Annotated in this window: 20 protein-coding genes; 13 read left to right on the forward strand and 7 right to left on the reverse strand. The window is 71.5% G+C overall.

The window, feature by feature from the left end:
- Positions 1-47 precede the first annotated feature (47 nt).
- The 4 genes from argF (at position 48) to ACFWFZ_RS21510 (ending at position 3,966) form a co-directional block, all read left to right on the forward strand.
- The gene (argF, locus tag ACFWFZ_RS21495; RefSeq protein WP_387124392.1) at positions 48-1,049 is read left to right on the forward strand and encodes an ornithine carbamoyltransferase; all 1,002 of its coding nucleotides are present in this window, start codon (positions 48-50) and stop codon (positions 1,047-1,049) included.
- A gap of 31 nt (positions 1,050-1,080) precedes the next feature.
- On the forward strand, positions 1,081-2,034 hold the full coding sequence (locus ACFWFZ_RS21500; protein WP_387124393.1) for a carbamate kinase: 954 nt from the start codon (positions 1,081-1,083) through the stop codon (positions 2,032-2,034).
- Entirely contained in the window at positions 2,031-3,578 is a 1,548-nt protein-coding gene (locus tag ACFWFZ_RS21505; protein ID WP_387124394.1) for a YfcC family protein, read from the forward strand. Before ACFWFZ_RS21500 ends, ACFWFZ_RS21505 begins: the two co-directional genes overlap by 4 nt.
- 193 nt (positions 3,579-3,771) lie before the next feature.
- Positions 3,772-3,966: a hypothetical protein gene (locus ACFWFZ_RS21510; RefSeq protein ID WP_387124395.1), complete on the forward strand. Its 195-nt coding sequence runs from the start codon at positions 3,772-3,774 to the stop codon at positions 3,964-3,966.
- 299 nt (positions 3,967-4,265) lie between these two features.
- On the opposite strand, the gene ACFWFZ_RS21515 is transcribed toward ACFWFZ_RS21510, so the two are convergent.
- Both ACFWFZ_RS21515 and ACFWFZ_RS21520 read right to left on the reverse strand, forming a co-directional pair.
- Positions 4,266-5,192, reverse strand: a complete 927-nt coding sequence (locus tag ACFWFZ_RS21515) for a universal stress protein (RefSeq protein WP_387124396.1) — start codon at positions 5,190-5,192, stop codon at positions 4,266-4,268.
- Between the two features lie 379 nt (positions 5,193-5,571).
- Positions 5,572-6,276: a CBS domain-containing protein gene (locus tag ACFWFZ_RS21520; protein ID WP_387124397.1), complete on the reverse strand. Its 705-nt coding sequence runs from the start codon at positions 6,274-6,276 to the stop codon at positions 5,572-5,574.
- A gap of 744 nt (positions 6,277-7,020) precedes the next feature.
- Between ACFWFZ_RS21520 and adhE the strand changes: the two genes are divergently transcribed.
- Together adhE and ACFWFZ_RS21530 are read left to right on the forward strand one after the other, a co-directional pair.
- Positions 7,021-9,681: a bifunctional acetaldehyde-CoA/alcohol dehydrogenase gene (gene adhE / locus ACFWFZ_RS21525; RefSeq protein ID WP_387124398.1), complete on the forward strand. Its 2,661-nt coding sequence runs from the start codon at positions 7,021-7,023 to the stop codon at positions 9,679-9,681.
- Between the two features lie 95 nt (positions 9,682-9,776).
- Positions 9,777-11,474 carry a GAF domain-containing protein gene (locus ACFWFZ_RS21530; RefSeq protein ID WP_387124399.1) on the forward strand — a complete coding sequence of 566 codons (1,698 nt, stop codon included), beginning with the start codon at positions 9,777-9,779 and terminating at the stop codon, positions 11,472-11,474.
- 84 nt (positions 11,475-11,558) lie between these two features.
- Here ACFWFZ_RS21530 and ACFWFZ_RS21535 read toward each other — a convergent pair whose 3' ends face one another.
- Both ACFWFZ_RS21535 and ACFWFZ_RS21540 read right to left on the reverse strand, forming a co-directional pair.
- Positions 11,559-12,047, reverse strand: coding sequence for a pyridoxamine 5'-phosphate oxidase family protein (locus tag ACFWFZ_RS21535; RefSeq protein WP_387124452.1), 489 nt, complete (start codon positions 12,045-12,047; stop codon positions 11,559-11,561).
- A 151-nt stretch (positions 12,048-12,198) separates the two neighbouring features.
- Positions 12,199-12,525 carry an STAS domain-containing protein gene (locus ACFWFZ_RS21540; RefSeq protein ID WP_387124400.1) on the reverse strand — a complete coding sequence of 109 codons (327 nt, stop codon included), beginning with the start codon at positions 12,523-12,525 and terminating at the stop codon, positions 12,199-12,201.
- Between the two features lie 386 nt (positions 12,526-12,911).
- Here ACFWFZ_RS21540 and ACFWFZ_RS21545 point away from each other — a divergent pair, with 386 nt between their 5' ends.
- A complete protein-coding gene (locus ACFWFZ_RS21545; protein WP_387124401.1) occupies positions 12,912-13,637 on the forward strand; it encodes a response regulator in 726 nt (241 codons plus the stop codon).
- Positions 13,638-13,935: 298 nt separating this feature from the next.
- On the opposite strand, the gene ACFWFZ_RS21550 is transcribed toward ACFWFZ_RS21545, so the two are convergent.
- Positions 13,936-14,808 (reverse strand): universal stress protein, encoded by an 873-nt coding sequence (locus tag ACFWFZ_RS21550; protein ID WP_387124402.1) that lies wholly within the window; start codon positions 14,806-14,808, stop codon positions 13,936-13,938.
- A gap of 344 nt (positions 14,809-15,152) precedes the next feature.
- Here ACFWFZ_RS21550 and ACFWFZ_RS21555 point away from each other — a divergent pair, with 344 nt between their 5' ends.
- The 4 genes from ACFWFZ_RS21555 (at position 15,153) to ACFWFZ_RS21570 (ending at position 20,164) form a co-directional block, all read left to right on the forward strand.
- Positions 15,153-16,025 (forward strand): universal stress protein, encoded by an 873-nt coding sequence (locus ACFWFZ_RS21555; RefSeq protein WP_387124403.1) that lies wholly within the window; start codon positions 15,153-15,155, stop codon positions 16,023-16,025.
- Between the two features lie 96 nt (positions 16,026-16,121).
- Positions 16,122-18,389: a formate C-acetyltransferase gene (gene pflB / locus ACFWFZ_RS21560; RefSeq protein WP_387124404.1), complete on the forward strand. Its 2,268-nt coding sequence runs from the start codon at positions 16,122-16,124 to the stop codon at positions 18,387-18,389.
- On the forward strand, positions 18,386-19,114 hold the full coding sequence (gene pflA, locus ACFWFZ_RS21565; protein WP_387124405.1) for a pyruvate formate-lyase-activating protein: 729 nt from the start codon (positions 18,386-18,388) through the stop codon (positions 19,112-19,114). The genes pflB and pflA overlap by 4 nt, the downstream gene beginning before the upstream one ends.
- A 150-nt stretch (positions 19,115-19,264) precedes the next feature.
- On the forward strand, positions 19,265-20,164 hold the full coding sequence (locus ACFWFZ_RS21570) for a universal stress protein (RefSeq protein WP_387124406.1): 900 nt from the start codon (positions 19,265-19,267) through the stop codon (positions 20,162-20,164).
- 148 nt (positions 20,165-20,312) lie between these two features.
- Here the strand turns inward: ACFWFZ_RS21570 and ACFWFZ_RS21575 are convergent, their stop codons facing one another.
- Positions 20,313-21,557, reverse strand: coding sequence for a cation:proton antiporter (locus ACFWFZ_RS21575; protein ID WP_387124407.1), 1,245 nt, complete (start codon positions 21,555-21,557; stop codon positions 20,313-20,315).
- A gap of 4 nt (positions 21,558-21,561) precedes the next feature.
- Complete coding sequence (locus tag ACFWFZ_RS21580; protein ID WP_387124408.1) at positions 21,562-22,041, reverse strand: cation:proton antiporter regulatory subunit; 480 nt, start codon at positions 22,039-22,041, stop codon at positions 21,562-21,564.
- A 354-nt stretch (positions 22,042-22,395) separates the two neighbouring features.
- On the opposite strand from ACFWFZ_RS21580, the gene ACFWFZ_RS21585 reads away from it, so the two are divergent.
- Together ACFWFZ_RS21585 and ACFWFZ_RS21590 are read left to right on the forward strand one after the other, a co-directional pair.
- Positions 22,396-23,304: a universal stress protein gene (locus ACFWFZ_RS21585; RefSeq protein WP_387124409.1), complete on the forward strand. Its 909-nt coding sequence runs from the start codon at positions 22,396-22,398 to the stop codon at positions 23,302-23,304.
- Positions 23,301-26,039 carry a cation-translocating P-type ATPase gene (locus ACFWFZ_RS21590; RefSeq protein ID WP_387124410.1) on the forward strand — a complete coding sequence of 913 codons (2,739 nt, stop codon included), beginning with the start codon at positions 23,301-23,303 and terminating at the stop codon, positions 26,037-26,039. Before ACFWFZ_RS21585 ends, ACFWFZ_RS21590 begins: the two co-directional genes overlap by 4 nt.
- The last annotated feature ends 87 nt before the right edge of the window (positions 26,040-26,126 follow it).

A 26,126-nucleotide genomic window follows, 5' to 3' on the forward strand; every position in this document is an offset into this window, starting at 1 on the left:
ACGCCGCCCCTTTCACACCCCTGACACACGCACCCAGGAGTTCGAGCATGACCGTCGACCTGAGCCACCGCACCTTCCTCAAGGAACTCGACTTCACCCCGGAGGAGTTGCGCCACCTGCTGGAACTGTCCGCACGGATCAAGGCAGCCCGCCGCAGTGGATCCGAGGAGCAGCGGCTGCGCGGCAAGAACATCGCCGTCATCTTCGAGAAGACCTCGACCCGCACCCGCTGCGCCTTCGAAGTGGCCGCCCATCAGCAGGGCGCACACGTGACCTACCTCGATCCCGCCGGCTCACAGCTCGGCCACAAGGAATCGATCAAGGACACCGCCCGGGTCCTGGGCCGCTACTACGACGGCATCGAGTACCGGGGCAGCGACCAGCGCCTGGTGGAGGAGCTGGCCCAGTACGCCGGTGTGCCGGTGTGGAACGGTCTGACCGACCAGTGGCATCCCACCCAGTCGCTCGCCGACGTGCTCACCATGTGGGAACACACCGACAAGCCGCTCGACCAGGTGTCCTTCGCCTACCTGGGGGACGCCCGGAACAACGTCGGCAACTCGCTGCTGATCACCGCGGCGATGCTCGGCATGGACGTGCGGATGATCGGCCCCAGCTCCCTGCGCAACGCCCCTGACGTCGTCGACGAGGCACACAAGGCGGCGGCCGGCAGCGGTGCGCGGATCACGCTCACCGAGGACGTGGCCGAAGGCGTGGCCGGAGTCGACTTCGTCTACACCGACGTCTGGCTGTCGATGGGGGAGCCGCCCGAGCTGTGGGACGAGCGCATCGCCTTGCTCAAGCCCTACCAGGTGACCTCCGCCGTCCTTCAGGCGACCGGGAACCCGCGGGTGAAGTTCATGCACTGTCTGCCGGCCTTCCACAACAGCGACACCACCGTCGGCGCGAAGATCGCGGACCGCACCGGCATGACCGCGCTGGAAGTCACCGACGAGGTCTTCGAGTCCTCCCACTCCATCGTGTTCGACCAGGCGGAGAACCGGCTCCACACCATCAAGGCGGTCCTGGTCGCCACCCTCGCCGGCTGAACCCCGCCCGCCCCCTCCCTGGAGAACACTCATGCGTGTCGTCGTCGCCCTGGGCGGTAACGCCCTGCTCCGCCGCGAGGAGCGGCCGGACGCCGCCGTGCAGCTCGCCAACATCCGCGCTGCCGTGCAGGCCCTCGCCCCGCTCGCCCACGAGCACGAGCTGGTCATCACCCACGGCAACGGTCCCCAGGTCGGCATTCTCGCCCTGGAGAGCGCCGCCGACCGCTCCCTGAGCAGCCCCTACCCCTTCGACGTCCTGGGCGCGGAGACCCAGGGCATGATCGGCTACTGGCTTCTGCAGTCCCTGCAGAACGCACTGCCCGGCCGCCAGGTGTGCGCTCTCGTGAACCAGACCCTGGTCTCCGCCGCCGACCCCGCCTTCGCCGACCCGGCCAAGTTCGTCGGCCCCGTCTACGACCAGGAGGAAGCCGAACGCCTGGCCGCCGAGCGGGGCTGGACGGTCAAACAGGACGGCGCCCGCTGGCGGCGCGTCGTACCCTCACCCCGCCCCCAGCGGGTCGTGGAGACCGGCCTGATCCGGCTGCTGCTCGAATCGGGAGCGGTGGCCGTGTGCGCTGGAGGCGGCGGCGTACCGGTCATCCGGGACGAAGAAGGACTGCTGAGCGGCGTCGAAGCGGTGGTGGACAAGGACCTCACCGCCGCCCTCCTGGCCGAGGCACTGGACGCGGACGCCCTGCTGCTGCTCACCGACGTCCCCCACGTGTTCCTCCACTACGGCACCGGCGACGCCGAACCCGTCGGACGGACCACCCCCGCGGCGCTGCGCGCCCAGAACTTCCCGCCGGGATCGATGGGACCCAAGGTCGACGCCGTCTGCCGGTTCGTGGAACTCACCGGCGGCACGGCCGCCATCGGCGCCCTCCACGACGCCCGCGCCCTCCTCGACGGGACCGCCGGCACCGTCGTCACACCCACCGGCCGCGGCCTCGACGGCCGCTCCGACGGACCTGAGGACCTGACATGAGCCTTGGCACCACCCCCGCCACCCCCACAGCCCCTGAGCCCGCCGCTGAGCCCGCCGCTGACAAGGCCGGTACCGGGCCCACGAAGCGGCGCCGCTTGCCCTTCCCCTCGGCGTTCACCGTCCTGATAGGGGTCACCGTCGCGGTCTGGGCCCTGACCTTCGTGCTCCCGGCCGGCCGCTACGAGACCAAGGACGGCAGCCCCCTCCCCGGCACCTACCACTCCGTGGAGGTGACCTCCGGCTTCTGGGAGCGGCTGGGGGACCTGTTCCTCTCACCGGTGAACGGCCTGTACGGCGTCACCGACACCCAGAGCGGTCTCACCACGCCCGGCGGCACCGGGACCTTCGCGGGCGCCGCCGGTGTGTTCCTCTTCATCCTGGCCGTGGGCGCCTTCATCACCGTCACCATGCGCACCGGCGCCCTCACTGCCGGAGTGGCACGCCTTGCCCAACGCCTGCGCCACCACCGAGGGGTGCTGCTCGTCGTTCTGCTGGCGGTGTTCTCCCTCGGCGGCACCACCTACGGCATGGCGGAGGAAACCCTCGGCTTCTACGGGCTGATGATCCCCCTCATGCTCGGCCTGGGCTACGACCGCATGGTCGCCGCGACCGTCATCATGGTCGGTGCCGGTGTCGGAACCCTCGCCTCCACCGTGAACCCGTTCGCCACCGGAGTGGCCTCCGACAGCGCCGGCATCGGCACCGGAGACGGCATCCTGCTCCGCCTGGCGATGTGGGTCTGCCTGACGGCGCTGGCAGCCGCGTACGTGCTGCGCTACGCCCGCCGCATCACCGCCGACCCCACCCGCTCCCTGACCCCGCCCACCGAGGACGACCGCGGTGTCAAGGCCGAGGCGTGCGGCGAGGTGACGCTGACCAGGCGTCAGCGCACCGTCCTGGGCCTCTTCGCGGCCACGTTCCTCTTCATGATCTTCGCTGTGGTCCCCTGGTCCGATCTGCACATCACCTTCCTGCCCACACTCGGCTGGTACTTCCCCGAGCTCGCCGCCCTGTTCATCGTGGCCGCCATTGTCGTCGGGCTGATCGGAGGACTGAGGGAGAAGGGCACGGCGGAGGCCATCACCGTCGGCGCGGGGGACTTCATCGGCGCGGCGATGATCGTCATGCTGGCGCGCGGCGTCACCGTCATCATGAACAACGCCAGCGTCACCGACACCGTTCTCAACACCCTGCACAGTGCCGTATCGGGCACGTCGTCCGGCGTGTTCGCCGTCCTGATGTTCGGAGTGAACCTCCCCCTGGCGTTCTTCGTCCCCTCCTCCTCCGGACACGCGGCACTGGCCATGCCGATCCTCGCGCCGCTGGCCGACTTCGCCGGAGTCAGCCGGGCCCTGGTGGTCACCGCCTACCAGTCCGCCTCGGGATGGGTGAACCTCATCACCCCCACCTCCGCCGTCGTCATGGGCGGCCTCGCCCTGGCCAGGGTCCGCTACGACCAGTACCTGCGCTTCATGGCACCCCTCATGGGCATGCTGCTGGTGGCGGTCGCCGGCTTCCTGGCGCTCGGGGCGGCCGTGAGCTGAGTCCGGTTCTGATGTCCCGGGTCGGCGGACCGATGCACTCGGCCCGCCGGCCCACCCCTGTGTCTGCCGCGGTACGGGCCCCATGGCTCTGCCGGACGGGCCCATCAGGCCCCTGTGCACCACCCCGCTGCTCGGCGACAGTGTGATCCGGCAGGGGCAGGGTGCCCATCAGCCGCTCAGGGAGGTGGGCCCCATGCCCGGACTGCTGGCCATCGGAGCCGTCACATCGATCGGGCTCGGCGCGATCCTCGTGTTCGCCGTCGACTGGCAATGGGAGGGCGCTGACCGGCCCGTGGTGGGACTGATCATGATGGCGGTCGGCATGCTCGCCCTGGTCGCCGCCACCCACATGTACGGCCACGACTCACATTCCGGAAGGACGTCGTGAGTGCGCGGGCGCACACCGGCACCGTCCGTCCCCCGCGGAGGGCCCAGGGCGTCTGGCGGTAGGGGCACTTGCTCCGACGCCCCACGGCAGGACCGCTGTGGTGACAGCCTCGGTGCGTCGAGCGTTGTCCGCACCCGGCGATCCCAGCGATCCCGGCGGTCCCGGCGGTCTGTCAGGTGATGATGGTGTCGGCAAGCGTCTTGACGAAGCCGTAGGCGCCGTGCCGCTTGTCGGCCTCGGCCGTGTCGACCGCGCCCTCGCACAGGCCCCGGCAGGCTCATGCCGACCGCGAGTGGCGGTCAGAGGTGTCGCACCACCGCCACGGGCGCCGCGGCATGGTGCAGCACCGCACGCGTGACCGGGCCGATGTGCGTGCCGATCGCCGAGCGGCGTACACGCCGTCCCACGACCAGCAGCGAGGCGTCCTTCGAGGCGTCCACCAGGTGATCGGCCGCCCGGCCCACCACACACTGCTCCTTGACCTCGACCTCCGGGAACTTGCCCCGCCACGACCGCAGCACGTCGGTGAGCACGCTCGCTTCCCGCAGTCCCAGCGCGACGCCGTGTCCGGGATCGACGCCTTCGGGGTCGTGTCCGAACACGACCGGTGCGTCCCACCCGTGGACGACCCTCAGGGCAGCTCCGCGTGCGGCGGCGGCGGAGAAGGCGAACTCGATCAGCTCGTCACACGGCCGGGCGAGATCGAGCCCCAGCACCACGTCGAGGTACCGCGCCCGGCCGATCGGGCCGTCCCCGGGCTGCTTCTCGTCCTCGGCCCGCTCGCCGGCCCGCACGACGACGACCGGGCGCTCGGCGTGCGCGATGACGGGCAACGACACCGATCCGGCCAGGAAGCCACCCAGGGAACCCAGTCCTCGTGAACCGAGCACCAGGACCTCGGCCTTGTCGGCTGCGGAGAGCAGCACATCGACAGGACGGCCGCAGACCTGCTCGACGTCGATGTGGAGACCGGGGTGTCCCTCTCGCAGCCGCTCGGCCACGTCCAGCGGGACACGCTCGGCCTGGTTCCGCGTGACGGCCGTTTCAGCGGGAGCGTTGTCCGCGCCCGTGAACGGGGCGTGGACGAAGCCCGGTGACCACTCCTGCCAGGCATGGACGATGTGCAGGGACAGACCGCGCAGCCGCGCCTCTCGGGCAGCCCACTCCGCAGCTGCCTGCGACTCGGCCGAGCCGTCGACGGCGGCGATGACGGTACGCAGTGACATGGGATCCTCCGGGTAAGGGGTCGTGTTCGTCGGGGAAGCGGCCGAAGACCGAGGCGAGGGCCGGGCCTTCTGCCGCCGTGCGGCGTTCGCCGGCCGTCGGCATCCCGCGGCGGCCGGCTGCGGCAAGCCGAAAGCGGAGCTTGACAGCCCTCAGCCTGTCCGGCGCCGAGCGCTCCCGGCAGAGCCGACCGGGCCACCGCCGCGGGGCCACCGGTCCCCCCGCATCGCGTATCCGTCCGGGACGTACGGGGCGCCCGCAGAAGGCCGTTCGGCCAGGCTCGGAGCCGGGGACTGAAGCCGGGGACAAGGACAGAGCAGGCACGCCGAGAGCACGCACCGGACGCCGCTCCTGACGGGCAAACGTTGCCTGGCGCGGCAACTAGATCCGCGGGACACGCGAGGCGTCTCGCCTGTCGGCCGTCAGCCGGTTGACCACGCCGACGACGCCGTCGACCCGCCAGACGGCCCGCACCAGCGCCGCGGTGTCGATCTCCGGTCCGGCGACACCCTCGACGGTGACGATTCCCTCCCGGACATCGATGTGGAGCCTGCCGGCGTCGTGCGCGGGACCGTGGGGGCACACGACGCCGGTCACGGCCTCGTGGATCTCCTCGTCGGTGCGCAGGAAGACGCGCAGGAGGTCGCGGCGTGTGGTGATGCCGATGAGACGGTCCTCCTCGTCCACCACGGGCAGCCGGTCGATGTGGCGGCGTTCCATGATGCGCGCTGCGTCGACCACGCGCTGTTCGGGATGCACGGTGACCGCGGGACTGGACATCAGCCCGCCGGCCGTCAGGGCTGGTCCCTGGGTGGGGCGCGCGTGAGCGATCCGTCTCAGGGCTCGCAGCACGCGTTCCCGGCCGGATCCGGTCCGGCCGCGCGCCGCCTGCCGCCGGGTCAGGTCGGTCTGGGAGACCACGCCCATGACCTTGTCGTCATCGTCCACCACGGGCAGACCACTGATGTGGTGGGAAGCAAGCAGGCGGGCCAGCTCCTTGAAGGGAGTGTCGGGGTGCGCCTGGACCACTTCGCCGGTCATCACGTCGCCTACAGTCCGGTGCTCCACCACGGTCGTCATCTCCATTCGCCTGAGTAGCTCCTGACCGCCGCCCACGCCGTCACGGCCTTCGTCCCAGCAGTGAGGAAACGGGTCTCGGGGGGCGGGGATGCCGATCGCGGCCACCGTCGCGCCGGGCCGTGTGGCACCGCCCGGACGCCTCGACGCGGATGCGGACCTGCTCGGGCCCGGGCACGGGATCGGGACGTTCCCAGTGCTGTGTGCACCGCGCCGAACACCGAGACCCGGCACACCTTTCCGGCCACAGCACCTCACCAGCGGATCTCGCAGGGTCTCCAACCACTGCTGCCCTCATGGCTCGCTCCTCTTGTTCGTCGCTGCCTCCAGAGTGGTGCGAGGCGCTCGGAAGGGGCAGAACCGGTCAGGACCCGTATCGCGGGCCGTTCGGCCCGTGATCTGCCGGGCCCCTCGGCGTGCGGGAGACGAGGGCCCAACGGCCCTGTGACACCCCTGTTCGACTCCTGCCGCGGGGCAGGTGGGAGCCCGACGCCGGCGGCACCTGCATCGGTACCCCTTGAGAGGGCGGCGGAGACGACCGTACGTACGGCGATCAACGGCTTCGGGCGCATCGGGCGCAGCTGTCTGCGCTGCGGCAGGGCGCCAGGAGGATCCGGAGACCATCGGGTCCCTCCCCGGGACCTTCGGGACCTTCGCCACGGGCCTCTCCGGCGCAAGGCTGTAGCTGACACGACGAGCGGCCACCCGCCACCCCCGTGACCGGCCCAGCCACCCGCATCCAAGGAGCCATCCATGACTCAGGTGACCAGTGACCGCCGCGACACCTCCGACGAGGATGTCCCCTCCGACGCGCGGATCGCCGTGAACGGACTCGTCGACAACGCTTCCAAGGCGCTTGCCGACTTCGAGTACCTCACCCAGGAGCAGGTCGACCACATCGTCGCCAAGGCGTCCGTCGCCGCTCTGGACCAGCACACCGCCCTGGCACGCCTGGCGGTGGAGGAGACCGGACGCGGGGTGTTCGAGGACAAGGCGGCGAAGAACATGTTCGCCTGCGAGCACGTCACCCACGGCATGGCCCGGACCAAGACGGTCGGCGTCATCGCGCGTGACGACATCGAGGGCATCATCGAGATCGCCGAACCGGTCGGCGTGCTCTGCGCGATCACCCCTGTCACCAATCCGACGTCCACCACCGTCTTCAAGGCGCTGCTCGCGCTGAAGACGCGTAATCCGGTCGTCTTCGCCTTCCACCCCTCCGCGCAGACGTGCAGCGCCGAGGCCGCCCGCATCGTGCGGGACGCGGCCGTCGCCGCCGGCGCCCCCGAGCACTGCGTGCAGTGGATCGAGGCGCCTTCGATCGAGGCCACCGGCCTCCTCATGCGCCACCCGGGCGTGGCCCTGATCCTCGCGACCGGCGGGAACAGCATGGTCAAGGCCGCCTACTCGGCCGGCAAGCCCGCCGTCGGCGTCGGCGCCGGCAACGTCCCTGCCTATGTGCACCACAGCGCGGATCTGCGCCGGGCGGTCAACGACCTCGTCCTGTCCAAGTCCTTCGACAACGGCATGATCTGCGCCTCGGAACAGGCGGTCATCCTCGACACCGGCATCTACGAGCAGGCTTTGGCCGAGTTCCGGCGCCTGCACGCGTACGTCGCGACGGCCGAGGAGAAGCTGAAGCTGGAGACCTACCTCTTCCCGCCGGACCCGGCCGGCCGGCAAGGCCGCGTCAATCCGGCGGCGGTGGGCCGGAGCCCGGCCTGGATCGCCGAGCGGGCAGGGTTCGCGGTACCCGCCGGGACGTCGCTCATCCTGGCCGAAGCAAGCCGCGTCGGGCCCGACGAGCCGCTCACCCGGGAGAAGCTCTGCCCGGTGCTCACCGTCCTGCGGGCCGGCTCGACCGACGAAGGCTTCGACCTCGCGGCCGACATGGTCGCCTTCCACGGGCAGGGGCACAGCGCCGTCATCCACACGGGCGACCCGGCCCTCGCCGAGCGCTACGGCCGCCGTATGAAGACCGTGCGGGTCATCGTCAACTCGCCGTCCTCGCAGGGCGCGATCGGCGGTATCTACAATCGTCTGCTTCCCTCCCTCACCCTGGGCTGCGGCTCCTGGGGCAGCACGTCGGTCTCCGACAACGTCTCCACCGCCCAGCTGCTGAACATCAAGCGCGTCACCACGCGACAGAACAACCTGCAGTGGTTCAAGGTGCCGCCGAAGATCTACTTCGAGCCGCAGGCCATCCGCTACCTGACCGCGATGCCCGGCGTGAACCGCGTCACGGTGGTCACCGACGCCACCATGACCCGGCTCGGCTACGTCGACCGCGTCAGCCGCGTCCTGCAGCAGCGTGAACACCCCGTGACCATCCAGGTGATCGACGACGTCGAAGCCGAGCCGAGCATCGACTCCGTACGGCGCGGCGCCGCCCTCATGCGCGACTTCCGCCCGGACACCATCGTCGCGCTGGGCGGCGGATCACCCATGGACGCGGCGAAGGTGATGTGGCTGCTGTACGAGCAGCCCGAGGTCGACTTCTCCGACATGCGGCAGAAGTTCTCCGACATCCGCAAGCGGGCCTTCCGCTTCCCCGTGCTCGGCGAGCGGGCCCGCCTGGTCTGCGTGCCCACCACCTCGGGCACCGGCGCCGAGGTCACCCCGTTCGCGGTGATCTCCGACCCGGCGACCGGCAAGAAGTACCCGCTCGCCGACTACGCCCTCACCCCGAGCGTCGCCATCGTCGATCCCGTCCTGACCGCCGACCTGCCTTCCTCGCTCGCCGCCGACAGCGGCTTCGACGCCCTCACCCATGCCACCGAGGCATACGTGTCGGTCTACGCCAACGACTTCACCGACGGCCTGGCGCTGCACGCCATCAAGCTGATCTTCGAGAACCTCAAGGCCGCGGTCACCGGCCAGGACGCACAGCGAACCCCGGCCCGGGAGAAGATGCACAACGCGGGCACCATCGCCGGCATGGCCTTCGGCAACGCCTTCCTCGGCATCGTCCACGCCATGTCGCACACCCTGGGCGCCACCTTCCACATCGCCCACGGCCGGACGAACGCGATCCTCCTGCCCCACGTGATCCGCTACAACGGCACCGTTCCCGCCAAACCGACGGGCTGGCCCAAGTACGAGAGCTACCGGGCACCCGAGCGCTTCCAGGACATCGCCCGCGCCTTGGGCCTGCCCGCCTCCAGCCCCGCCGAAGGCGTCGCCTCCTACGCCGCCGCCGTGGAGCGCCTGCGCGACGCGGTCGGTATCGAGCCGTCCTTCCGCGCCCTCGGCATCGACGAGACGGCCTTCATCACGGCTCTTCCCGCGCAGGCGCTGAACGCCTACGAGGACCAGTGCGCCCCGGCCAACCCGCGCATGCCGATGCTCGACGACATGGAGGACATCATGCGCGCCGCCTACTACGCCGGTCCTCGGCCGCTGCCCTTGATCTGATCCTCCGGTCACCCGCACGGCCGTTAGGCTGTCCACAGTACGGGCGGGTGATCGACGGAGGAGGCCCAGTGGGCGTGGAGGAGCCGCTGTCGCGGATGCCCCAGATGAGGCTCGACGAGCTGCTGGAGGAACTGCAGGCGCGCATCAATGCCGCGCGCGGCACCCGGGACCGGGTGCACAGCCTTCTGGAGGCTGTCGTCTCGGTCGGCCGCGAGCTGGACCTCTCCCAGGTGCTGCGACGGATCGTGGAAGCCGCCGCGCTGCTTGTCGACGCCCAGTACGGGGCGCTCGGGGTGATCGGCCCCGACGGCCGGACCCTGTCGCAGTTCCTCACCGTCGGACTGACCGAGGAGGACATCGCCAGGATCGGGCCCCTGCCGGCCGGGCACGGCATCCTCGGCGAGCTCATCCGCAACCCCGAACCGCTTCGCCTGGCCGACCTGGGAGCCCATGATGCGTCCTACGGCTTCCCCCCTCACCACCCGCCCATGCGGACCTTCCTGGGCGTGCCCATCCGCATCCGCGACGAGGTCTTCGGCAACCTCTACCTGACGGACAAGCACGGAGGGCAGGACTTCGACGCCGAGGACGAGTCGGTGATCGCCACCCTGTCCGTCGCGGCCGGCGTCGCCATCGACAACGCCCGGCTCTACGAAGCCTCGCAGCGTCAGCAGCGCTGGCTGCAGGCGAACGCGGAGATCACCAACAGCCTGCTCTCCGGCAGCCCGCGCCTGGAGGTCCTGGAGCTGATCGCCCGTCGCGCCCAGGAGATCACGGGAGCAGCGCTCGCCGACGTGTCCGTGCCCGTGGCCGGGACGGACGACCTCGTCGTCGAGCTGGCCATAGGGGCCGACGGCGACACCCGTCGCGGCCTGGTGGTTTCGGTCGAAGGCACTCTTTCCGGCGCTGCCTACAAGACCGGCACGCCCGTGACCACCACCGACCTCGCCGAGGACGACCGCTACAGCGCCGGGCCCCGCCGCTTCGACGGCCTGGGCCCGGCGGCCGCTGTCCCCCTGGGCACCGCGGTCAAGGACACCCGGGGCGTGCTGCTGCTGGCCCGCCGCCAGGGAGAGCCGGTCTTCACCGAAGCCGAACTGGAGCCGCTGCTGGCCTTCGCCGGGCAGGCTGCGCTCGCCCTGGAGCTGGCCGAACGCCGCAGCGACGCGGAAACCCTCGCGCTCCTGGAGGACCGGGACCGCATTGCCCGCGATCTTCACGACCTGGCCATCCAGCGCCTGTTCGCGACCGGTATGACCCTGCAGAGCGCCGCACGGCTCGTGCAGCACGAGGGCGCCGCCGAACGGGTCTCGCGCGCGGTCGGGGACCTCGACGAAACCATCAAGATCATCCGTTCTACGATCTTCGGCCTGCGCGCCCGCGAGGAGGACACCGGGCCGAGTCTGCGGGCACGGGTCGCCCGCGCGGTGGGCGAGACGGCGACCACACTCGGTTTCCCGCCCCGGCTGAGCATGGAGGGCCTGCTGGACACCGACGTCCCCCCGCAGGTGGCCGATCACGTCATGGCGGCCCTGAGCGAAATGCTCAGCAACGCCGCCCGCCACGCACATGCCACCCGGGTCGAGGTCGCCCTGCAGGCCACCTCCGCCGAAGTCGTCCTGACCGTGACGGACAACGGCCGGGGCATTCCCGCCGACGGCAGGCGCAGCGGCCTGAGCAACCTCGAAGAGCGGGCCCGCAGCGTGGGCGGCGTCCTGGAGATCGGGTGCCCGCAGGAGGGCGGCAGTCGGCTGGTGTGGCGCGCGCCCCTCACCTCCGGCCCCGGCAGGTGACCGTCGGCTTCCCGGCCGGCGCACATCCGGTCCGCCCGGTGCAGGCCAGTGGCGGTGAAGCGGCATCCGCCGTCGCGGGCCCGGTCATCCGGAGCGACTGGCCTGCCCGCACACGGTGAGCTGAAAGCCCGTCACCAGGTCCGGCCGGATACGCAGCGCGGAGTTCATGGCGAGGTGTCGCACCCACGGGCGCAGACGGCCGGCGAAGCGCGCGAGTTCACTCTCGTCGGTGACCCGGTGGGCGTATCCGGTGACCACCACGCTCCAGCCGATGTGCGTATGCGGGTCGATGACGTCCGCCTCGTAGGCCACCACGACACCTGTGGCCTGGGTGGGCGTCACGATGGAAGCGAGCGTGGCGCCGTCGTGCAGCTGGACGATGATGTCCTCGCCGTCCATGTGGTGGTTGACCGGGCGGATGGCCGGCAGGGCCTGATGCGTGAAGACGATGCGCCCGAGCGACACGCTGCCGAGCAGCCGCAGCGCCTCGGCGCGGTCGAGCTGTCGCATCCGCCGGGGCCCCACCGCCTCACGGTGGTCGCCCACCGTGGTGTGCGTGGCTTCGTCCTTCATCATGCCAACCTTCTGCTCCAGCTCGGTCCTGGACGACGTCGCCGCCCGCAGTCAGCGTCTCCCGGGACACCCTCCCGCCAGTAGGGCCGAACGGACCTTTCCGGCCGTGCCGGGTTCCCGACATCACCGTTGGCCGGACCTCGCCGGTCGGTCAGGCGAAGGAGCAGGGTACGGCGCGGTCCGCACCCAAGGCGCGGATGACGCGAGCGGGGAGCCGCTGGATGCGGCACAGGCGCAAGCGCACACCGGCCGCCACGCACCGGCGGTGCATGCGCAGGAACAGCGCGACACCGGAACTGTCACAGAAGGTGACGTCCGCCAGGTCGAATAACAGGTCGCGCCCGGTCGCCCGTGTGAGGTCGGTCAGCGCCGGCTCGATGTGGGCGACCGTATGCACATCGAGTTCCCCGGCCAGGACGACTGCCGTCGTGCTGTGGTCCAGCGGGGTCGTGGTCAGGCTGATCTGTGGCGTCGTCATGGCGGCAAGCCCTGCTTTCCGGATCCAGGCGGTGTCCGGGGCCCTGATCGCCCCGGCTGTGCCGGCGCTGGAAGTCCACCAGATCGTGCGTGAGGGCAGAAGGCGCGGCGGGTCCCTGCCCGCAGGGCCGAAGGTCCCTCGCCGGTGAAGCCTCCTCGCCGCCAGTCGAACGCGTGACCGGACGTGAAGGGGTGGACGCCCGTGCGCCCGTCCCGAGGCCGTCGGCCACCACCGGGAGCGCGTGGGCCCCGCGGCCCCGGGTACCTGAGTCGCCGGGATCTGACGGGAGGATGAGGGCCATCCGGCCCTGGTGGGAGAGCCGGTGAGACGGCACGATGCGCAGTGATCCGCCTACGGCGGAGAACTCGGCGAACACGGAGTGTGCGATGACGGACAGCAGCGGCGGCCTCACCGAGAAGGAGCCGGTCAGGGTTTTCCTCCTCGACGACCATGAGGTGGTGCGCCGCGGTGTGCACGATCTGCTGGACGCCGAACCGGACCTGACCGTGGTCGGGGAGGCCGGCACGGCCGAGCAGGCGCTGGTCCGGGTGCCCGCACTGCGCCCGCAGGTCGCCGTTCTCGACGTGCGTCTGCCGGACGGGGACGGTGTGAGCGTGTGCCGGGAGCTCCGCTCGCGCATGCCCGACCTGGCCTGTCTGATGCTGACGTCGTTCGATGACGAGGAGGCGCTGCTCGACGCGATCATGGCCGGTGCGTCCGGCTACGTCCTCAAGCAGATCACGGGCACCGACCTGGTCACCGCCGTGCGTACGGTCGCCTCCGGCCAGTCCATGCTGGACCCCGGCGCCACGGCCCGGGTCATGGCCCGGCTTCGTGGCGGATCCCCCCAGGAGGAGCAGCGGCCGGGCCTGCCCGGATTGACCGAGCGGGAGCGCGAGATCCTCGCCCTGGTGGGGGAGGGGCTGACCAACCGGGAGATCGGCAAGCGGCTGTACCTGGCGGAGAAGACCGTCAAGAACAACATCTCCCGGCTGCTCGCCAAGCTGGGTGTCGAACGCCGGGTGCAGGCCGCCGTCATCGCCACCCAGGCACTGGCGGCCCAGGAGGACCAGGTCGCTGCGGCCGGGCGGGAAGGCCGCCCGCGAGGCTGACGCCGCTCCCACCCGCGGACGAGAACCGGTGGAACGGCTCCTGGGGGCAGGGGACCGCGGTGTCCTGGCCCCCTGCTGAGCTGGTTTCGCAGGTGGTCTCCGCCCTGGTCCGGGTCGGCTTCGACATGCCGGTCGGCGATGACGCCGACATCCCGGGGGTGTGACCCGGATGACCGGGGGCGCTTCGGTCCGTCGGCGGCCTCGGACGGGTTCACCTCGCCGGCCCGTGAACAGGCAGGCGGTGTCGCTCTCGTGGCGGGGACCGGCCAGGTGGCAAGCCCCCGCCGCGAGGAGGCTGTCAGTCGTGCGGTACGACAGCGACGGGGCAGCGGGCATGGTGCAGGGCGGCGTGGGCGACCGACCCGATGCGGGTACCGACGGGCGCGCTGCGCGTCCGTCGGCCGACCACGAGCAACTGCGCGTGCGACAGGGTGGACAGCAGCACCTGTCCCGCGCTGCCGATCTCGACGTGCTCGATCACCGGGACGTCGGGGAACCGTGTCCGCCACGGGGCGAGCGCCTGCGCCAGGGCCTTCTTCTCGAACGGCTCCAGCCCTCCGGCCTCGTCCACGAGGCGCATCGAGCCGGGGCTGTAGGCGTAGACCGGCGGCAGGGCCCAGGCCCGTACCGCACGCAGGGCGACGCCCCGTGCGGCCGCCTCCTCGAAGGCGAAGCCGAGCACCGCGTCGCTGTCCTGCGGTGCGCCCTGCTGGCCCACCACGATCTCGCCGCTCTCCGCCGGCGGGGCCTGACGGTCGCGGGCACGCACGGACACCACGGGTCGTTTCGCCGCAGCGATCACCTGCTGACCGTAGGAGCCGAGGAGGAAGCCGACGAACGCCCCGTGCCCCCGCGAACCAAGCACCAGCATCTCGGACGCTTCGGCCTCCTTCAGCAGTGTGGCGACCGCGGTGTCCTCGACCACTTCGGCGGTGACCGTGAGAGCCGGGTGACGGCCGCCGACGTGTGTCGCGGCTTCGCGGAGCACCGCGTGGGCGGACTCGGCCTGCGCCTGCCTGTCCTGGACGACGGGGACGTCCAGGGGCTGCCAGAGCCAGGCGTGCACGATACGCAGCGGCACCCCGCGCAGTTCGGCTTCGCGCGCCGCCCAGTCCGCCGCTGCGAGGCTCTCCGCGGACCCGTCCACTCCTACGGTGATGGCGCTGGTCATGAGGGTGCCTCCATACGGTTCGACGGGCATGGCCGCTTCGGCCGTGCTTCCTGTCCTCAGCCTCCGTGAAGAGGCGGCGGTCCGCCGAGGGCCTATCGGCCCTGTCTCCCGGCCATTCGGTCACGGCGTCGCGGCTGACCGGCCGGTGATGCGCGCCCGCGGAGGCCTCCTGGCCCACGACAGGGACCTCCGGCCCCCTGCGCGCGCCGTCCCGGCCGATCACTGTGGAGGGGCAGGCCCGCCCGGCAGCGCCCCCGAGTGCCGGACGGCACTCTCGGGGCCCCTGAGGTCAGCCTGTCCGTGCCGCATCCGGCCCTCTCGGCCGCCAGACCAACGGAGTCCCCATGTCCCGCACCGTCACCGTCGGCCTCGACGGTTCCCAGGAAAGCCTCACCGCCACACAGTGGGCCGCCCAGGAGGCACTGCGCCGCGCGGTGCCGCTGCGGCTGGTCCGGGCAGGGAGCAGCGACGAGGACCCGCGGACGCGTCTGGTCGACCCGGCGACGGCACGCGGATGGGGCGAGCGCACTCTCGCCACCGCCGAAAGCCGGCTGCGGCGCCGCCACCCGGGTCTGGACGTCGAGACGCAGTGGGTGGCCGACGACCCGGTGGACGTACTGTGCGCCGCCGCCGAGGAAGCGGAACTGCTGGTGCTCGGCTCCCGCGGTCTGGGCGGGCTGGCCGGCTTCCTCGCAGGATCGGTCTCGTTGGCCGTCCTGGCCCGCACACGACGGCCTGTCGTCCTCGTCCGGCCGCACGACCCCCTGGAGCCCGAGGAGGACCGTGCGGGCGGGGACGTGGTGATCGGTCTGGACGTGTCCGCCCCCGGCGACGAGGTGCTCGCCTTCGGCTTCGCCGCGGCCGACCGGTACGGCTGCGGCCTGCGCGTGGTCCACAGCTGGGCGGTCCCGGCGCTCTACGGACTCGACACGGGCGGCGTACTGCCGCTGCTCATGACGGAGGTCGCCGAAGACGCGCGACGGGCGCTCGACGAGGCGCTGGCTCCCTGGACCGAGAAGTTCCCGGGCGTACCGGTGGTGCGCGACTGCCGCCAGGGCCGCCCGGCGCAGGACCTGACGGAGCTGTCGCACGAGGCCCGTCTCGTCGTCGTCGGCCGCAAGGTCCGGCGCGCACGGATCGGCACCCATATCGGGGCCGTCACCCACGCGGTCCTGCACCACAGCCTGGCCCCGGTCGCCGTCGTACCGCACGACTGAACCGGTTCGCCGGCTGAGCGACGCATGTCCGGCGAGCGACGACCACCCGAAGGTGAGCCGGGCACCCGCCCGCCGCCGTCCCTTGGAGATGACGACATGACCGTGACCGTCCAGCCCTCCGCCGCCACCCGCCTGAGCGGCTCCGCATGGCGCGGTTTCACCGGTGAGCCGTGGCAGCGGCGGATCGACGTGCGGGCTTTCATCCAGGCGAACTACACGCCGTACGAGGGTGACGCCGCGTTCCTGGCCGGTCCCACCGACCGCACCCTGGCCGTGTGGAACACCGTCGCCGCCCTCTTTCCCGAGGAGCGCCGCAAGGGCGTGCTCGACGTCGACACCGCGACGCCCTCCACCATCACCTCCCATGCGCCGGGCTACATCGACCGCGACCGGGAGCTGATCGTCGGATTGCAGACCGACGCACCGCTGAAGCGGGCGATCATGCCCAACGGCGGGCTGCGCATGGTCGAGAACGGGCTGCGTGCGTACGGCTTCGAACCGGACCCGTTCGTCAGCACGGTCTTCGGCATGTACCGCAAGACCCACAACGACGGCGTCTTCGACGCCTACACCCCCGAGATGCTGCGCGCCCGCAAGGCCGGCATCATCACCGGCCTGCCCGACGCCTACGGCCGCGGCCGGATCATCGGCGACTACCGCCGCGTCGCCCTGTACGGCACCACCCGCCTGATCGAGGCCAAGCGCGCCGAGCGGGCCCGCCTGGACGAGACCCCGTCCACGGCCGACGTCATCCGCGACCGCGAGGAACTCGCCGAGCAGATCAGGGCGCTGGGCGAACTGGAGCGCATGGCCGCCTCCTACGGCTGCGACGTGTCCCGGCCCGCCGCCACCGCGCACGAGGCCGTCCAGTGGCTCTACCTGGGTTTCCTCGCCGCCGTGAAGGAGCAGAACGGCGCGGCGATGTCCCTGGGCCGCACCTCCACCTTCCTGGACGTCTACCTCCAGCGCGATCTCGACGAGGGGCGCATCGACGAGAGCCGGGCCCAGGAGCTCGTCGACGACTTCGTGATCAAGCTGAGGATCGTTCGGTTCCTGCGCACACCGGAGTACGACGCGCTGTTCTCCGGAGACCCCACCTGGGTCACCGAGTCCATCGGCGGCGTCGGCGAGGACGGCCGCCCCCTGGTCACCCGCACCTCCTTCCGCTTCCTGCGGACCCTCTACAACCTCGGCCCCGCCCCCGAGCCCAATCTGACCGTGCTCTGGTCCCGCCGGCTGCCCGAGGGTTTCAAGCGGTTCTGCGCCCAGGTGTCCATCGACACCAGCTCCATCCAGTACGAGTCCGACGACCTGCTTCGCCCCCGCACCGGCGACGACACGGCCATCGCCTGCTGCGTCTCCGCGATGGCCCCGGGCATGCAGATGCAGTTCTTCGGCGCCCGCGTCAACCTCGCCAAGGCCCTGCTCTACGCGATCAACGGCGGCCGCGACGAGATGACCGGCGAGCAGGTGGCGCCCGCGGCGGCTCCACTGACCGGCGAGTACCTCGACTACGACGAGCTCGCGAAGGCGTACGACACCATGCTGGACTGGCTCGCCGCGACGTACGTCAACGCCCTCAACGTCATCCACTGCATGCACGACAAGTACGCCTACGAGCGCATCGAGATGGCCCTGCACGACCACCCGGTCCACCGCACCATGGCCTGCGGCATCGCAGGCCTGTCGGTTGCCGCGGACAGTCTCTCGGCCGTCAGGCATACACGCGTGAAAGTCATCCGGGACGCCACCGGTCTGGCCGTCGACTACCAGGTCGAGGGAGACTACCCGGCCTACGGGAACGACGACGACCGCGCCGACGGCATCGCAGTCGACCTGGTCCGCTCCTTCATGGCCAAGGTGCGCCGCCACCCCACCTACCGCAACGCCGAACACACCCAGTCGGTGCTCACCATCACGTCCAACGTGGTGTACGGCAGGCATACCGGCAACACGCCCGACGGCCGCCGCGCAGGTGCCCCCTTCGCCCCGGGCGCCAACCCGATGAACGGCCGTGACCGCCACGGCATGGTCGCGTCCGCTCTGTCGGTCGCCAAGATTCCGTACGACCAGGCACGTGACGGCATCTCGCTGACCTCGACCATCACACCCGAGGGCCTGGGCCACGATCCGACGGAACGGGCGGGTCACCTGGTCGGCATCCTCGACGCCTACACGGCGGCGGGCGGATTCCACATGAACGTCAACGTCCTCGACCGCGCCACGCTGGAGGACGCCATGGAACACCCCGAGAACTACCCGGAGCTGACCATCCGCGTCTCCGGGTACGCCGTCAACTTCGTCAGGCTCACGCGCGAACAGCAACTGGACGTCATCACCCGCACGTTCCACGGTGCCCGGTGACCACCGGCCGCATCCACTCCTGGGACCTCTCCACCGGCGTGGACGGACCCGGAACCCGGTTCGTCCTCTTCCTCAGCGGCTGTCCGCTGCGCTGCCTGTACTGCGCGAATCCCGACACCTGGCACCTGCGCGACGGGCAGCAGGTCACCGTGGACGAGGTGATGGCCCGCGTCGAGCGGTACCGCCGGTTCACCGATCTGGCCGGCGGAGGAGTGACCCTCACCGGAGGTGAGCCCCTCCTCCAGCCCGCCTTCACCGCCGAGGTGCTGCACCGGTGCAGGGAACTCGGCCTGCACACCGCCCTGGACACCTCCGGCGCGCTCGGCGCCCGCGCCGACGACGCGCTTCTGGCCGACACCGACCTGGTCCTGCTCGACGTCAAGTCCTTCGACACCGACGCCTACCGCCGCCTGACAGGTGGCCGTCTGGCCCCGACGCTCGACTTCGCCACCCGCTTGAACCGACTGGGCGTCCGGGCCTGGATCCGCTACGTCCTCGTGCCGGGCTGGACCGACGACCCGGTAGCCGTGGAGGGGCTCGCCCGCTTCCTGGCAGGGCTGGACACCATCGACAGGGTCGACGTCCTTCCCTTCCACAAGCTCGGCGCCCCCAAGTACGACAGGCTCGGCATCCCCTTTCCCCTCCGGGACAACCCGGTTCCCGACACTGCTCTGGTCGACCGCGTGCGCGACCAGTTCCGCGCCCACGGACTCCGAGCACGGTGAGGCACGTGGGAGGGCAGGAACGGATGGCTGCGCTGAACACCATCGGTCCCCCGCTGGGGCCGGTCGGCCCCAGCGGGGGACCGATGGCCCCTCTGCCGGGAAGCTGTCGAACGCGATGCTGGAGCCAGAACACCCGACCCAGGAGGAGACATGGCCCGCACGATCACCGTAGGAGTCGACGGATCTGCCGAGAGCGGGGCCGCCGCAGAGTGGGCGGCACGCGAGGCGAAACTGCGTGAACTGCCGGTTCGGCTGGTCCAGGTGTGGGTGCCGGTGCCCGAGCCGATGGCTGAGGCACCGCTCCTGGGAGAAGAGACCCACCGTCACTGGACCGAGCGGATCCCCCGCGAGTCCGTCGAGAGGCTGAAGCTGCGCCACCCGGGTGTCGAAGTGCGTACCGAGCAGCGTACCGGGACGGCGGCCGAGGTCCTCGTGGACGCCGCCCGTGACGCGGAGTTGCTGGTCCTGGGGTCCCGGTCGCTGAGCGGGTTCGGCGGATTCCTGGTGGGTTCCGTCGGACAGGCCGTGATCGCCCGCACGGAGGCGCCCGTGGTCCTGGTGCGTGCCGGGCAGGAGGCCGCCGACGAGCACGTCACGGACCCTGCCGGCGTTCCGTCCGCCGCCACCGCGTTCCGGCCCGTCGTCCTCGGCCTCGACCACCCCGACGACACCGTCATCGCCTTCGCCTTCGAGGAGGCGCAGCGCCGGAAGACCGCCTTGCACGCGATCCGGGCCTGGGACACCTGGCCCTACGCCGTCTACACCGTCGGTTCGGGTTTCGAGCACCACGAGGAGTTCTCCCGCCAGAGGGCCGACGCACTCGCCGAGACCCTGCGTCCCTGGCGGCAGAAGTACCCGGACGTCGAGGTCGTCGAGGCGTCCCGCCCGGGCAGCGCCGCCGCCCTTCTGATCGACGCCTCCCGCGACGCCTCCCTCGTCGTCGTGGGCCGGCGCGTACGCCGAAACCCCTTCGGCTCGCACATCGGCGCCGTCACCCACGCGGTGCTCCACCACGCCACCGCACCCGTCGCCGTCATCGCCCACGGCTGAAGCGCGCCGTGACGAGAGATCCCGGCCGGGTGAAGGCCCGCATCGTCCTCGACCCCGGCGCGCGGGGCCGGGTGGCCGGGCCTCGGCCGGGCCCCTCGCGCCCCTCGCGCCCCCCGCGCCACGCGCGGGCCCCGGCGTCGAAGCAGCCTCATCCCACTGGTCCGTCGCGGCGGCCGGGTCCCACCGCCGTGCTACCGCCGCGGCTCCGTCTACCGGATGAGGGCACGGGCGTGCTCGGGCCCGGTGAGCGCTGCGCATCGGAGGGACGCGGTCCGGTGAAGCGGGTGATGACGGGGCCGGCCACGGCGAGCAGGAGGACGTAGGCGGCCACGAGGGCGCCGAGCCGGTCGTGACCGGTGCCCATGAGGCCGATGATGACGAGGGAGAACTCGCCCCTGGCGATGAGCACGGTTCCCGCACGCAGCCGTCCCCGGCGTCCCGCGCCTTCGCGGCGTGCCGCGTACCAACCGGAGCCCACCTTCGTCACGGCGGTGACCACGGCCAGGAGCAGGGCGAGCGGAAGCACCGGAAGCAGCGAGCCCGGTGGGATGGACAGGCCGATGGCGAGAAAGAACACCGCGGCGAACAGGTCTCGCAGCGGGCTCAGTACCCTCCGTGCCCGGTCGGCCGCCTCGCCCGTGAGGGAGAGCCCGACCAGGAAGGCGCCGACTGCCGCCGAGACGTGGACGGCCTCCGCGAGGGCCGCGACGACCAGTGTCACACCCAGGACGCGCAGCAACAGCTGCTCCGCGTCCGGGTGCGACAGCAGTCTCCCCAGGTGATGCCCCCACCAGTAGGACAGGGTGAGCGCGGCCGCCACCGCACCCAGGGCCAACAGCACTCCCAGCAGGGCCTGCTGCCATGTGCCGCCGGCGGCCACGACGGCCAGCAGCGGAAGATACGCGGCCATCGCGAAATCCTCCAGCACCAGAACGGACAGCACTGCCGGGGTCTCCCGGTTGCTCATCCTTCGCAGGTCGCCCAGGAGCCGGGCGATGATGCCCGAGGAGGAGACGTAGGTCACCCCGGCGAGCGCGAGCATCCCTGCGGCGTCCAGCCCGAGCAGCCATCCCGCCACCGCACCGGGCGTCGCGTTCAGCACGAGATCGACCCACGCCGAGGACAGGTGGCGGCGCAGACTGACCGTGAACTCCGGCACCGTGAACTCAAGGCCGAGCACGAGCAGCAACAGCACGACACCGATGCCCGCACCGGTCTCCACGAACGAACCCGCCGCCGGGACCGGGGCGATCCCTCCCTCGCCCAGCGCCAGGCCCGCCAGGAGGTACAAAGGGACCGGAGACAGCGCGAAACGCCGCGTCAGCGCGCCGAGCAGACTCAGGCAGGTGAGGATGACGCCCAGCTCCAGCAGCAGGGCGACCGAGATACGCATCCGCTCAGCCCCGGACGAGCCGTTGCACCGCGGCGATCCCCTCTCGGGTCCCGATCACCACCAGTACGTCCCCGGCACTCAGGATCTTCTCCGGACCCGGGGAGGGAATGACCTCCTCACCACGGACGATCGCCACGATCGACGCGCCCGTCCGTGTCCGCGCCCTGGACTCTCCCAGCGGGCGGCCGACGAACGGGGTGCCGGCGGGGACCTCGACCTGTCCGGCGCTGAGGCCGGGCACCTCCCTGGTCAGATCCGCGAACCGCTCGGCGATGCGTGGTGCGCCGAGGATCTCGGCGAGGACGTCGGCCTCCTCGCCGGTGAGCCGGAAGACGGCCCGCGCCTGGTCCGGGTCCGCTTCTTCGTAGACCGCCAGTTCGAAGTCGCCCGAGCGCCGTGCGACCACACCGATCCTGTCGCCTTCCTGGTTGACGAACTGATAGAGCAGCCCCACACCCGGCAGGAGCACCTCGTTGACGTCCACCCGAACCCATCCCGTCCGTCTCGAAGTCGCGTCGTACGGCTCGGCGCCCGACTGCTGTGCACTGGTTATTCGGCATCCGCGGGCGGCAGCTCAAGCACCGGTCCCGGCCGCGGAGGCGCACGGGTGACTCTTCCTGTCGTCGCGCATGCGCCGACAGGGCCGAGCGGCCCCGCACGGAAGGCCGGACGGGCCTCCAGGTGACGGCTCGCTCCGGTCGGGGCACCGGCAGGGGCCGTGCCGGACGACCGCTTCGGGACGGTCGGCCCTCCAGGTGGCCCATACGCCCCATGGCCCGGGGGATGCGTCCGGGGTTGGCTGGGAGACGAGAGCCGGAGTCCGGACGTAGGAGGCGTTATGAGTGGTCTGGTGGTCGTGGGTGTGGACGGGTCGGAGTCGAGTTCCGCCGCGGTGGAGGCGGCCGCCCGGGAGGCAGGGGCGCGTGGGGCGGGGCTGCGGGTGGTGCACGCCTTCGTCCGGCCGGTGCCGTATGCGCTTCCGCGCCTTTCACCGGGCGCCGCTTCGCCGTTGGGGCCGCCGCCGCTCGATGTCTCGGAGGACGGGCTGCGGAAGCTGGCCGGAGGCCTGGTGGCCGAGGCGGTCGGACGGGCGCGGGCGACGGCACCCGATGTCGAGGTCAGCCATGCCGTGGTGACCGGTGACCCCGTGACGGTCCTGGAGGCACAGTCCCGCGCCGCCGAGCTGGTCGTGGTGGGGTCCCGGGGAACGGGCGGGTTCGTCGGGCTGCTGGCCGGGTCGACGGCGGTGCACCTGGTGGCGCACGGGCGGTGCCCGGTGCTGGTGGTCCGCGAGCAGCAACGCGCGGACGGCCCGGTCGTGCTGGGCGTCGACGGCTCGGCCGCGGGCGCACCGGCGGTCGACTTCGCCTTCGCCACGGCAGAGCGGCGGAAGGCACCCCTGGTGGCGCTCCACGCCTGGACGACGTGGAACGCGCCGATGCCCGCTCCGCAGCAGCCGTCGGCCCCGTACGCCAACCCGCCGGGCGCTCTCGCCGAGGAGGAGGAGGCTCTGCTGTCCGAGGCGCTCGCAGGCTACCGTGCGCGTTACCCGGGGGTGGTGGTGGAGCACAGGGTGGTGCACGGCCCGACGCGGGAGGCGTTGATCGACGCGAGCCGGTCCGCCCAGCTGATGGTGGTCGGCGCTCGGGGGCGCGGCGGTTTCGCCGGGCTGCTGCTCGGCTCGGCCAGCCAGGCCCTGCTGCACCATGCCCACTGCCCCGTCGCCGTGGTCCGCGGCGGGCGATGACCGTGCCTCAGCAGACCAGGGCCGAGAACAGCGCCCTGCCCGTACCGGCGTCCCCGCAGCCGGATGCCCACCGGCGCAGTGTCGCCGACGTGGCGGGCTCGCTCGCGGTGGTCCCGGACCGCGGCTTGACCACGGCGGACACCGAACGGCGGGCGGCCGCCTGGGGAGCCAACGAACTGGCCGCACCAGTCCGCCGGCCGCAGTGGCTGCGCCTGCTGGACCAGTTCCGCAGCTGGCTGATCGGCATCCTGCTGGCCGCCGCCGTCATCGCCGGAATCATCGGCGACGTCAAGGACGCCCTTGTCATCACCGCCGTTCTGCTCATCAACGCCACCATCGGCTACCTGCAGGAAAACCGTGCCGAGCGCAGCCTCGAAGCGCTGCGCCGGATGCTCGTCCCCACGGCCCGGGTGCGCCGCGACGGCCAGGTCCAGGTGATCCCGGCGCGCTCCCTGGTGCCCGGCGACATCGTCCTCCTGGAAGGCGGAGACCGCGTTCCGGCCGACGGGCGCCTGGTCGTCGCCGAGTCGGTCGAGGCCGCCGAGGCCGCGCTGACCGGCGAGTCCCGTCCCGTCGCCAAGACGACCGCGCCCACCGCGGCCGACGGCGAGGAACCCGTACCCGTCGCCGAGCGCACCGGCATGCTCTTCATGAACACCGCGCTGACCCGCGGTCGTGCCGAGATGATCGTCACGGCCACCGGTATGCGTACCGAGGTCGGCGCGATCGCGGAGGCGCTGCGCACCGACGCGGAACCGCCCAGCCCGCTCCAGATCCAGATGGACAGCCTGGGCCGACGCCTGGCAGTGGTCAGCGGCATCGCGGTGGCCGCCTACGCACTCGTGGCCTTCCTACGAGGCGAAGAGCCGGCCGATCTCGCCCTCCGGGCGGTGGCTCTGGCGGTCGCAGCGATCCCCGAGGGGCTGCCCGCCGTTCTCGCACTCACCCTGGCCCTGGGCGTCCACCGCATGGCCCACCGCGGTGCCATCATCAAGCGCCTGGCCTCCGTCGAAGCGCTCGGCTCCGCAACCGTCGTGTGCAGCGACAAGACCGGCACCCTGACCCTGAACGAGATGACCACCCGGGTCCTGTGGGCCGCTGGAAGCAGCTACGACGTGGCCGGCGAAGGCTACGACACCACGGGCACCGTGCTCCTGGCCGACGGTGAGGGCGGAGTGGACCTGCGCGACGCGCTGCTGCCGTTCGCGCTGTGCAACGACGCCCGCCTCACCCGGGACGGAATCATCGGGGACCCCACCGAAGCCGCCCTGCTGGTCCTCGCAGCCAAAGTCGGCCTTGACGCCGACCCGCGCACGCACATGGCGCGTACGGGCGAGGTGCCCTTCGACCCGGCTGCCAAGTACATGGCCACTTTCCACACCGACGCCGATGACCGCGTCTGCGTCCACGCCAAGGGAGCCGTCGACGTCCTGCTGGACCGCTGCACCCACGTGCTGACCGCGCAAGGGCCGGTGCCCCTCGATGCCGACCGCCGCCGGGAGGTCACCGATGCCGCCCGGCGGTTGGGCGGCCAGGGCCTGCGTGTCCTCGGTGCCGCCACCGCCACCGCCGGCCAGCCGCATCGGAAAGAGGTGACAGGACTGACCTTCACTGCCATCGCCGGGATCTCCGATCCGCCCCGGCCCCAGGCCCGTGACGCGGTCGCCCTGGCCCAGAAGGCCGGTGTGACCGTCAAGATGGTCACCGGGGACCACGCCGACACCGCAGCCGCCATCGCCCGCGAACTCGGCATCACGGGGGACATCGTCTCCGGGACCGAACTTGCCCGGATGAGCGACCAAGAGCTCACGGACCGCATCGAGGACGTCGGCGTGTTCGCCCGCGTCGCCCCCGAGCACAAGGTGGCGATCGTCCAAGCCCTGGCCCGGCGCGGTCACATCGTGGCCATGACCGGAGACGGCGTCAACGACGCAGCCGCCCTGCGCTGCGCCCACATCGGCGTCGCGATGGGCGTCACCGGTACGGACGTGGCCAAAGAGGCCGCGGACATGGTGCTCACCGACGACGACTTCTCCACCATCGTCCGCGCGGTCCGGGAAGGCCGGACCATCTACGACAACATCGTCACCTTCGTCCGCTTCCAGCTGTCCACCAACATCGGCGCCATCCTCACGTTGCTCGCCACCGTGCTGGCCGGGCTTCCCGCACCCCTGTCCGCGATCCAGCTGCTGTGGGTCAACATCATCATGGACGGGCCGCCGGCCATGGCCCTGGCCGTCGACCCCCCGCGGGACAACGCCATGCGGCGTCCGCCCCGGCCGCCCCGGGAGCGGATCCTGGATGCCCGCCGCCTGGCCGCCATCACCCGCTCCGGCACCGTCATGGCCGCCGGCACCCTGGCGGTCTTCGCCGCAGCCCGCCATCTCACCGACGCCGCGACCGCCGCCACCATGGCCTTCACCACGTTCGTCCTCTTCCAGCTCTGCAACGCCCTGGCCTCACGCAACGACGGGGGCCCCGTCCTGGCGCGCCACCAGCTGCACAACCGCACCCTGTGGACATGCCTGGCCGCCGTACTCACCCTCCAGGTCGCCGCCGTACAGCTGCCTGTCGCCCAAGAGGTCTTCGACACCGTCCCCCTCAGCCCGGTCCAGTGGGCGATCTGCCTCGCCACCGCCTCCACCGTGCTGCTGACCGAGCACGCCTGGCGCGCCGCGCAGGCACGGTCGGGCCGCCCCGCCGCTCGCAGACGCCGCCATCTCGCCGGCTCGTGAGGCTGAGGGGTCCTCCAGCGGGCGGGCGTTCTCCAGCGGTTCTGGTGACGCCGCCCGCGGTCCGGGCGCGCTCAGGACCGATGCGAA

Source organism: Streptomyces sp. NPDC060232 (assembly GCF_042726555.1).
Lineage (GTDB): Bacteria > Actinomycetota > Actinomycetes > Streptomycetales > Streptomycetaceae > Streptomyces.

What these genes read in the sequence shown, in the direction of transcription:
- argF (WP_387124392.1), top strand. Translation starts at nt 48, where the DNA reads ATGACCGTCGACCTGAGCCACCGCACCTTCCTCAAGGAACTCGACTTC.
- ACFWFZ_RS21500 (WP_387124393.1), top strand. Translation starts at nt 1,081, where the DNA reads ATGCGTGTCGTCGTCGCCCTGGGCGGTAACGCCCTGCTCCGCCGCGAG.
- ACFWFZ_RS21505 (WP_387124394.1), top strand. Translation starts at nt 2,031, where the DNA reads ATGAGCCTTGGCACCACCCCCGCCACCCCCACAGCCCCTGAGCCCGCC.
- ACFWFZ_RS21510 (WP_387124395.1), top strand. Translation starts at nt 3,772, where the DNA reads ATGCCCGGACTGCTGGCCATCGGAGCCGTCACATCGATCGGGCTCGGC.
- ACFWFZ_RS21515 (WP_387124396.1), bottom strand. Translation starts at nt 5,192, where the DNA reads ATGTCACTGCGTACCGTCATCGCCGCCGTCGACGGCTCGGCCGAGTCG.
- ACFWFZ_RS21520 (WP_387124397.1), bottom strand. Translation starts at nt 6,276, where the DNA reads ATGGAGATGACGACCGTGGTGGAGCACCGGACTGTAGGCGACGTGATG.
- adhE (WP_387124398.1), top strand. Translation starts at nt 7,021, where the DNA reads ATGACTCAGGTGACCAGTGACCGCCGCGACACCTCCGACGAGGATGTC.
- ACFWFZ_RS21530 (WP_387124399.1), top strand. Translation starts at nt 9,777, where the DNA reads ATGCCCCAGATGAGGCTCGACGAGCTGCTGGAGGAACTGCAGGCGCGC.
- ACFWFZ_RS21535 (WP_387124452.1), bottom strand. Translation starts at nt 12,047, where the DNA reads ATGAAGGACGAAGCCACGCACACCACGGTGGGCGACCACCGTGAGGCG.
- ACFWFZ_RS21540 (WP_387124400.1), bottom strand. Translation starts at nt 12,525, where the DNA reads ATGACGACGCCACAGATCAGCCTGACCACGACCCCGCTGGACCACAGC.
- ACFWFZ_RS21545 (WP_387124401.1), top strand. Translation starts at nt 12,912, where the DNA reads ATGACGGACAGCAGCGGCGGCCTCACCGAGAAGGAGCCGGTCAGGGTT.
- ACFWFZ_RS21550 (WP_387124402.1), bottom strand. Translation starts at nt 14,808, where the DNA reads ATGACCAGCGCCATCACCGTAGGAGTGGACGGGTCCGCGGAGAGCCTC.
- ACFWFZ_RS21555 (WP_387124403.1), top strand. Translation starts at nt 15,153, where the DNA reads ATGTCCCGCACCGTCACCGTCGGCCTCGACGGTTCCCAGGAAAGCCTC.
- pflB (WP_387124404.1), top strand. Translation starts at nt 16,122, where the DNA reads ATGACCGTGACCGTCCAGCCCTCCGCCGCCACCCGCCTGAGCGGCTCC.
- ACFWFZ_RS21570 (WP_387124406.1), top strand. Translation starts at nt 19,265, where the DNA reads ATGGCCCGCACGATCACCGTAGGAGTCGACGGATCTGCCGAGAGCGGG.
- ACFWFZ_RS21575 (WP_387124407.1), bottom strand. Translation starts at nt 21,557, where the DNA reads ATGCGTATCTCGGTCGCCCTGCTGCTGGAGCTGGGCGTCATCCTCACC.
- ACFWFZ_RS21585 (WP_387124409.1), top strand. Translation starts at nt 22,396, where the DNA reads ATGAGTGGTCTGGTGGTCGTGGGTGTGGACGGGTCGGAGTCGAGTTCC.
- ACFWFZ_RS21590 (WP_387124410.1), top strand. Translation starts at nt 23,301, where the DNA reads ATGACCGTGCCTCAGCAGACCAGGGCCGAGAACAGCGCCCTGCCCGTA.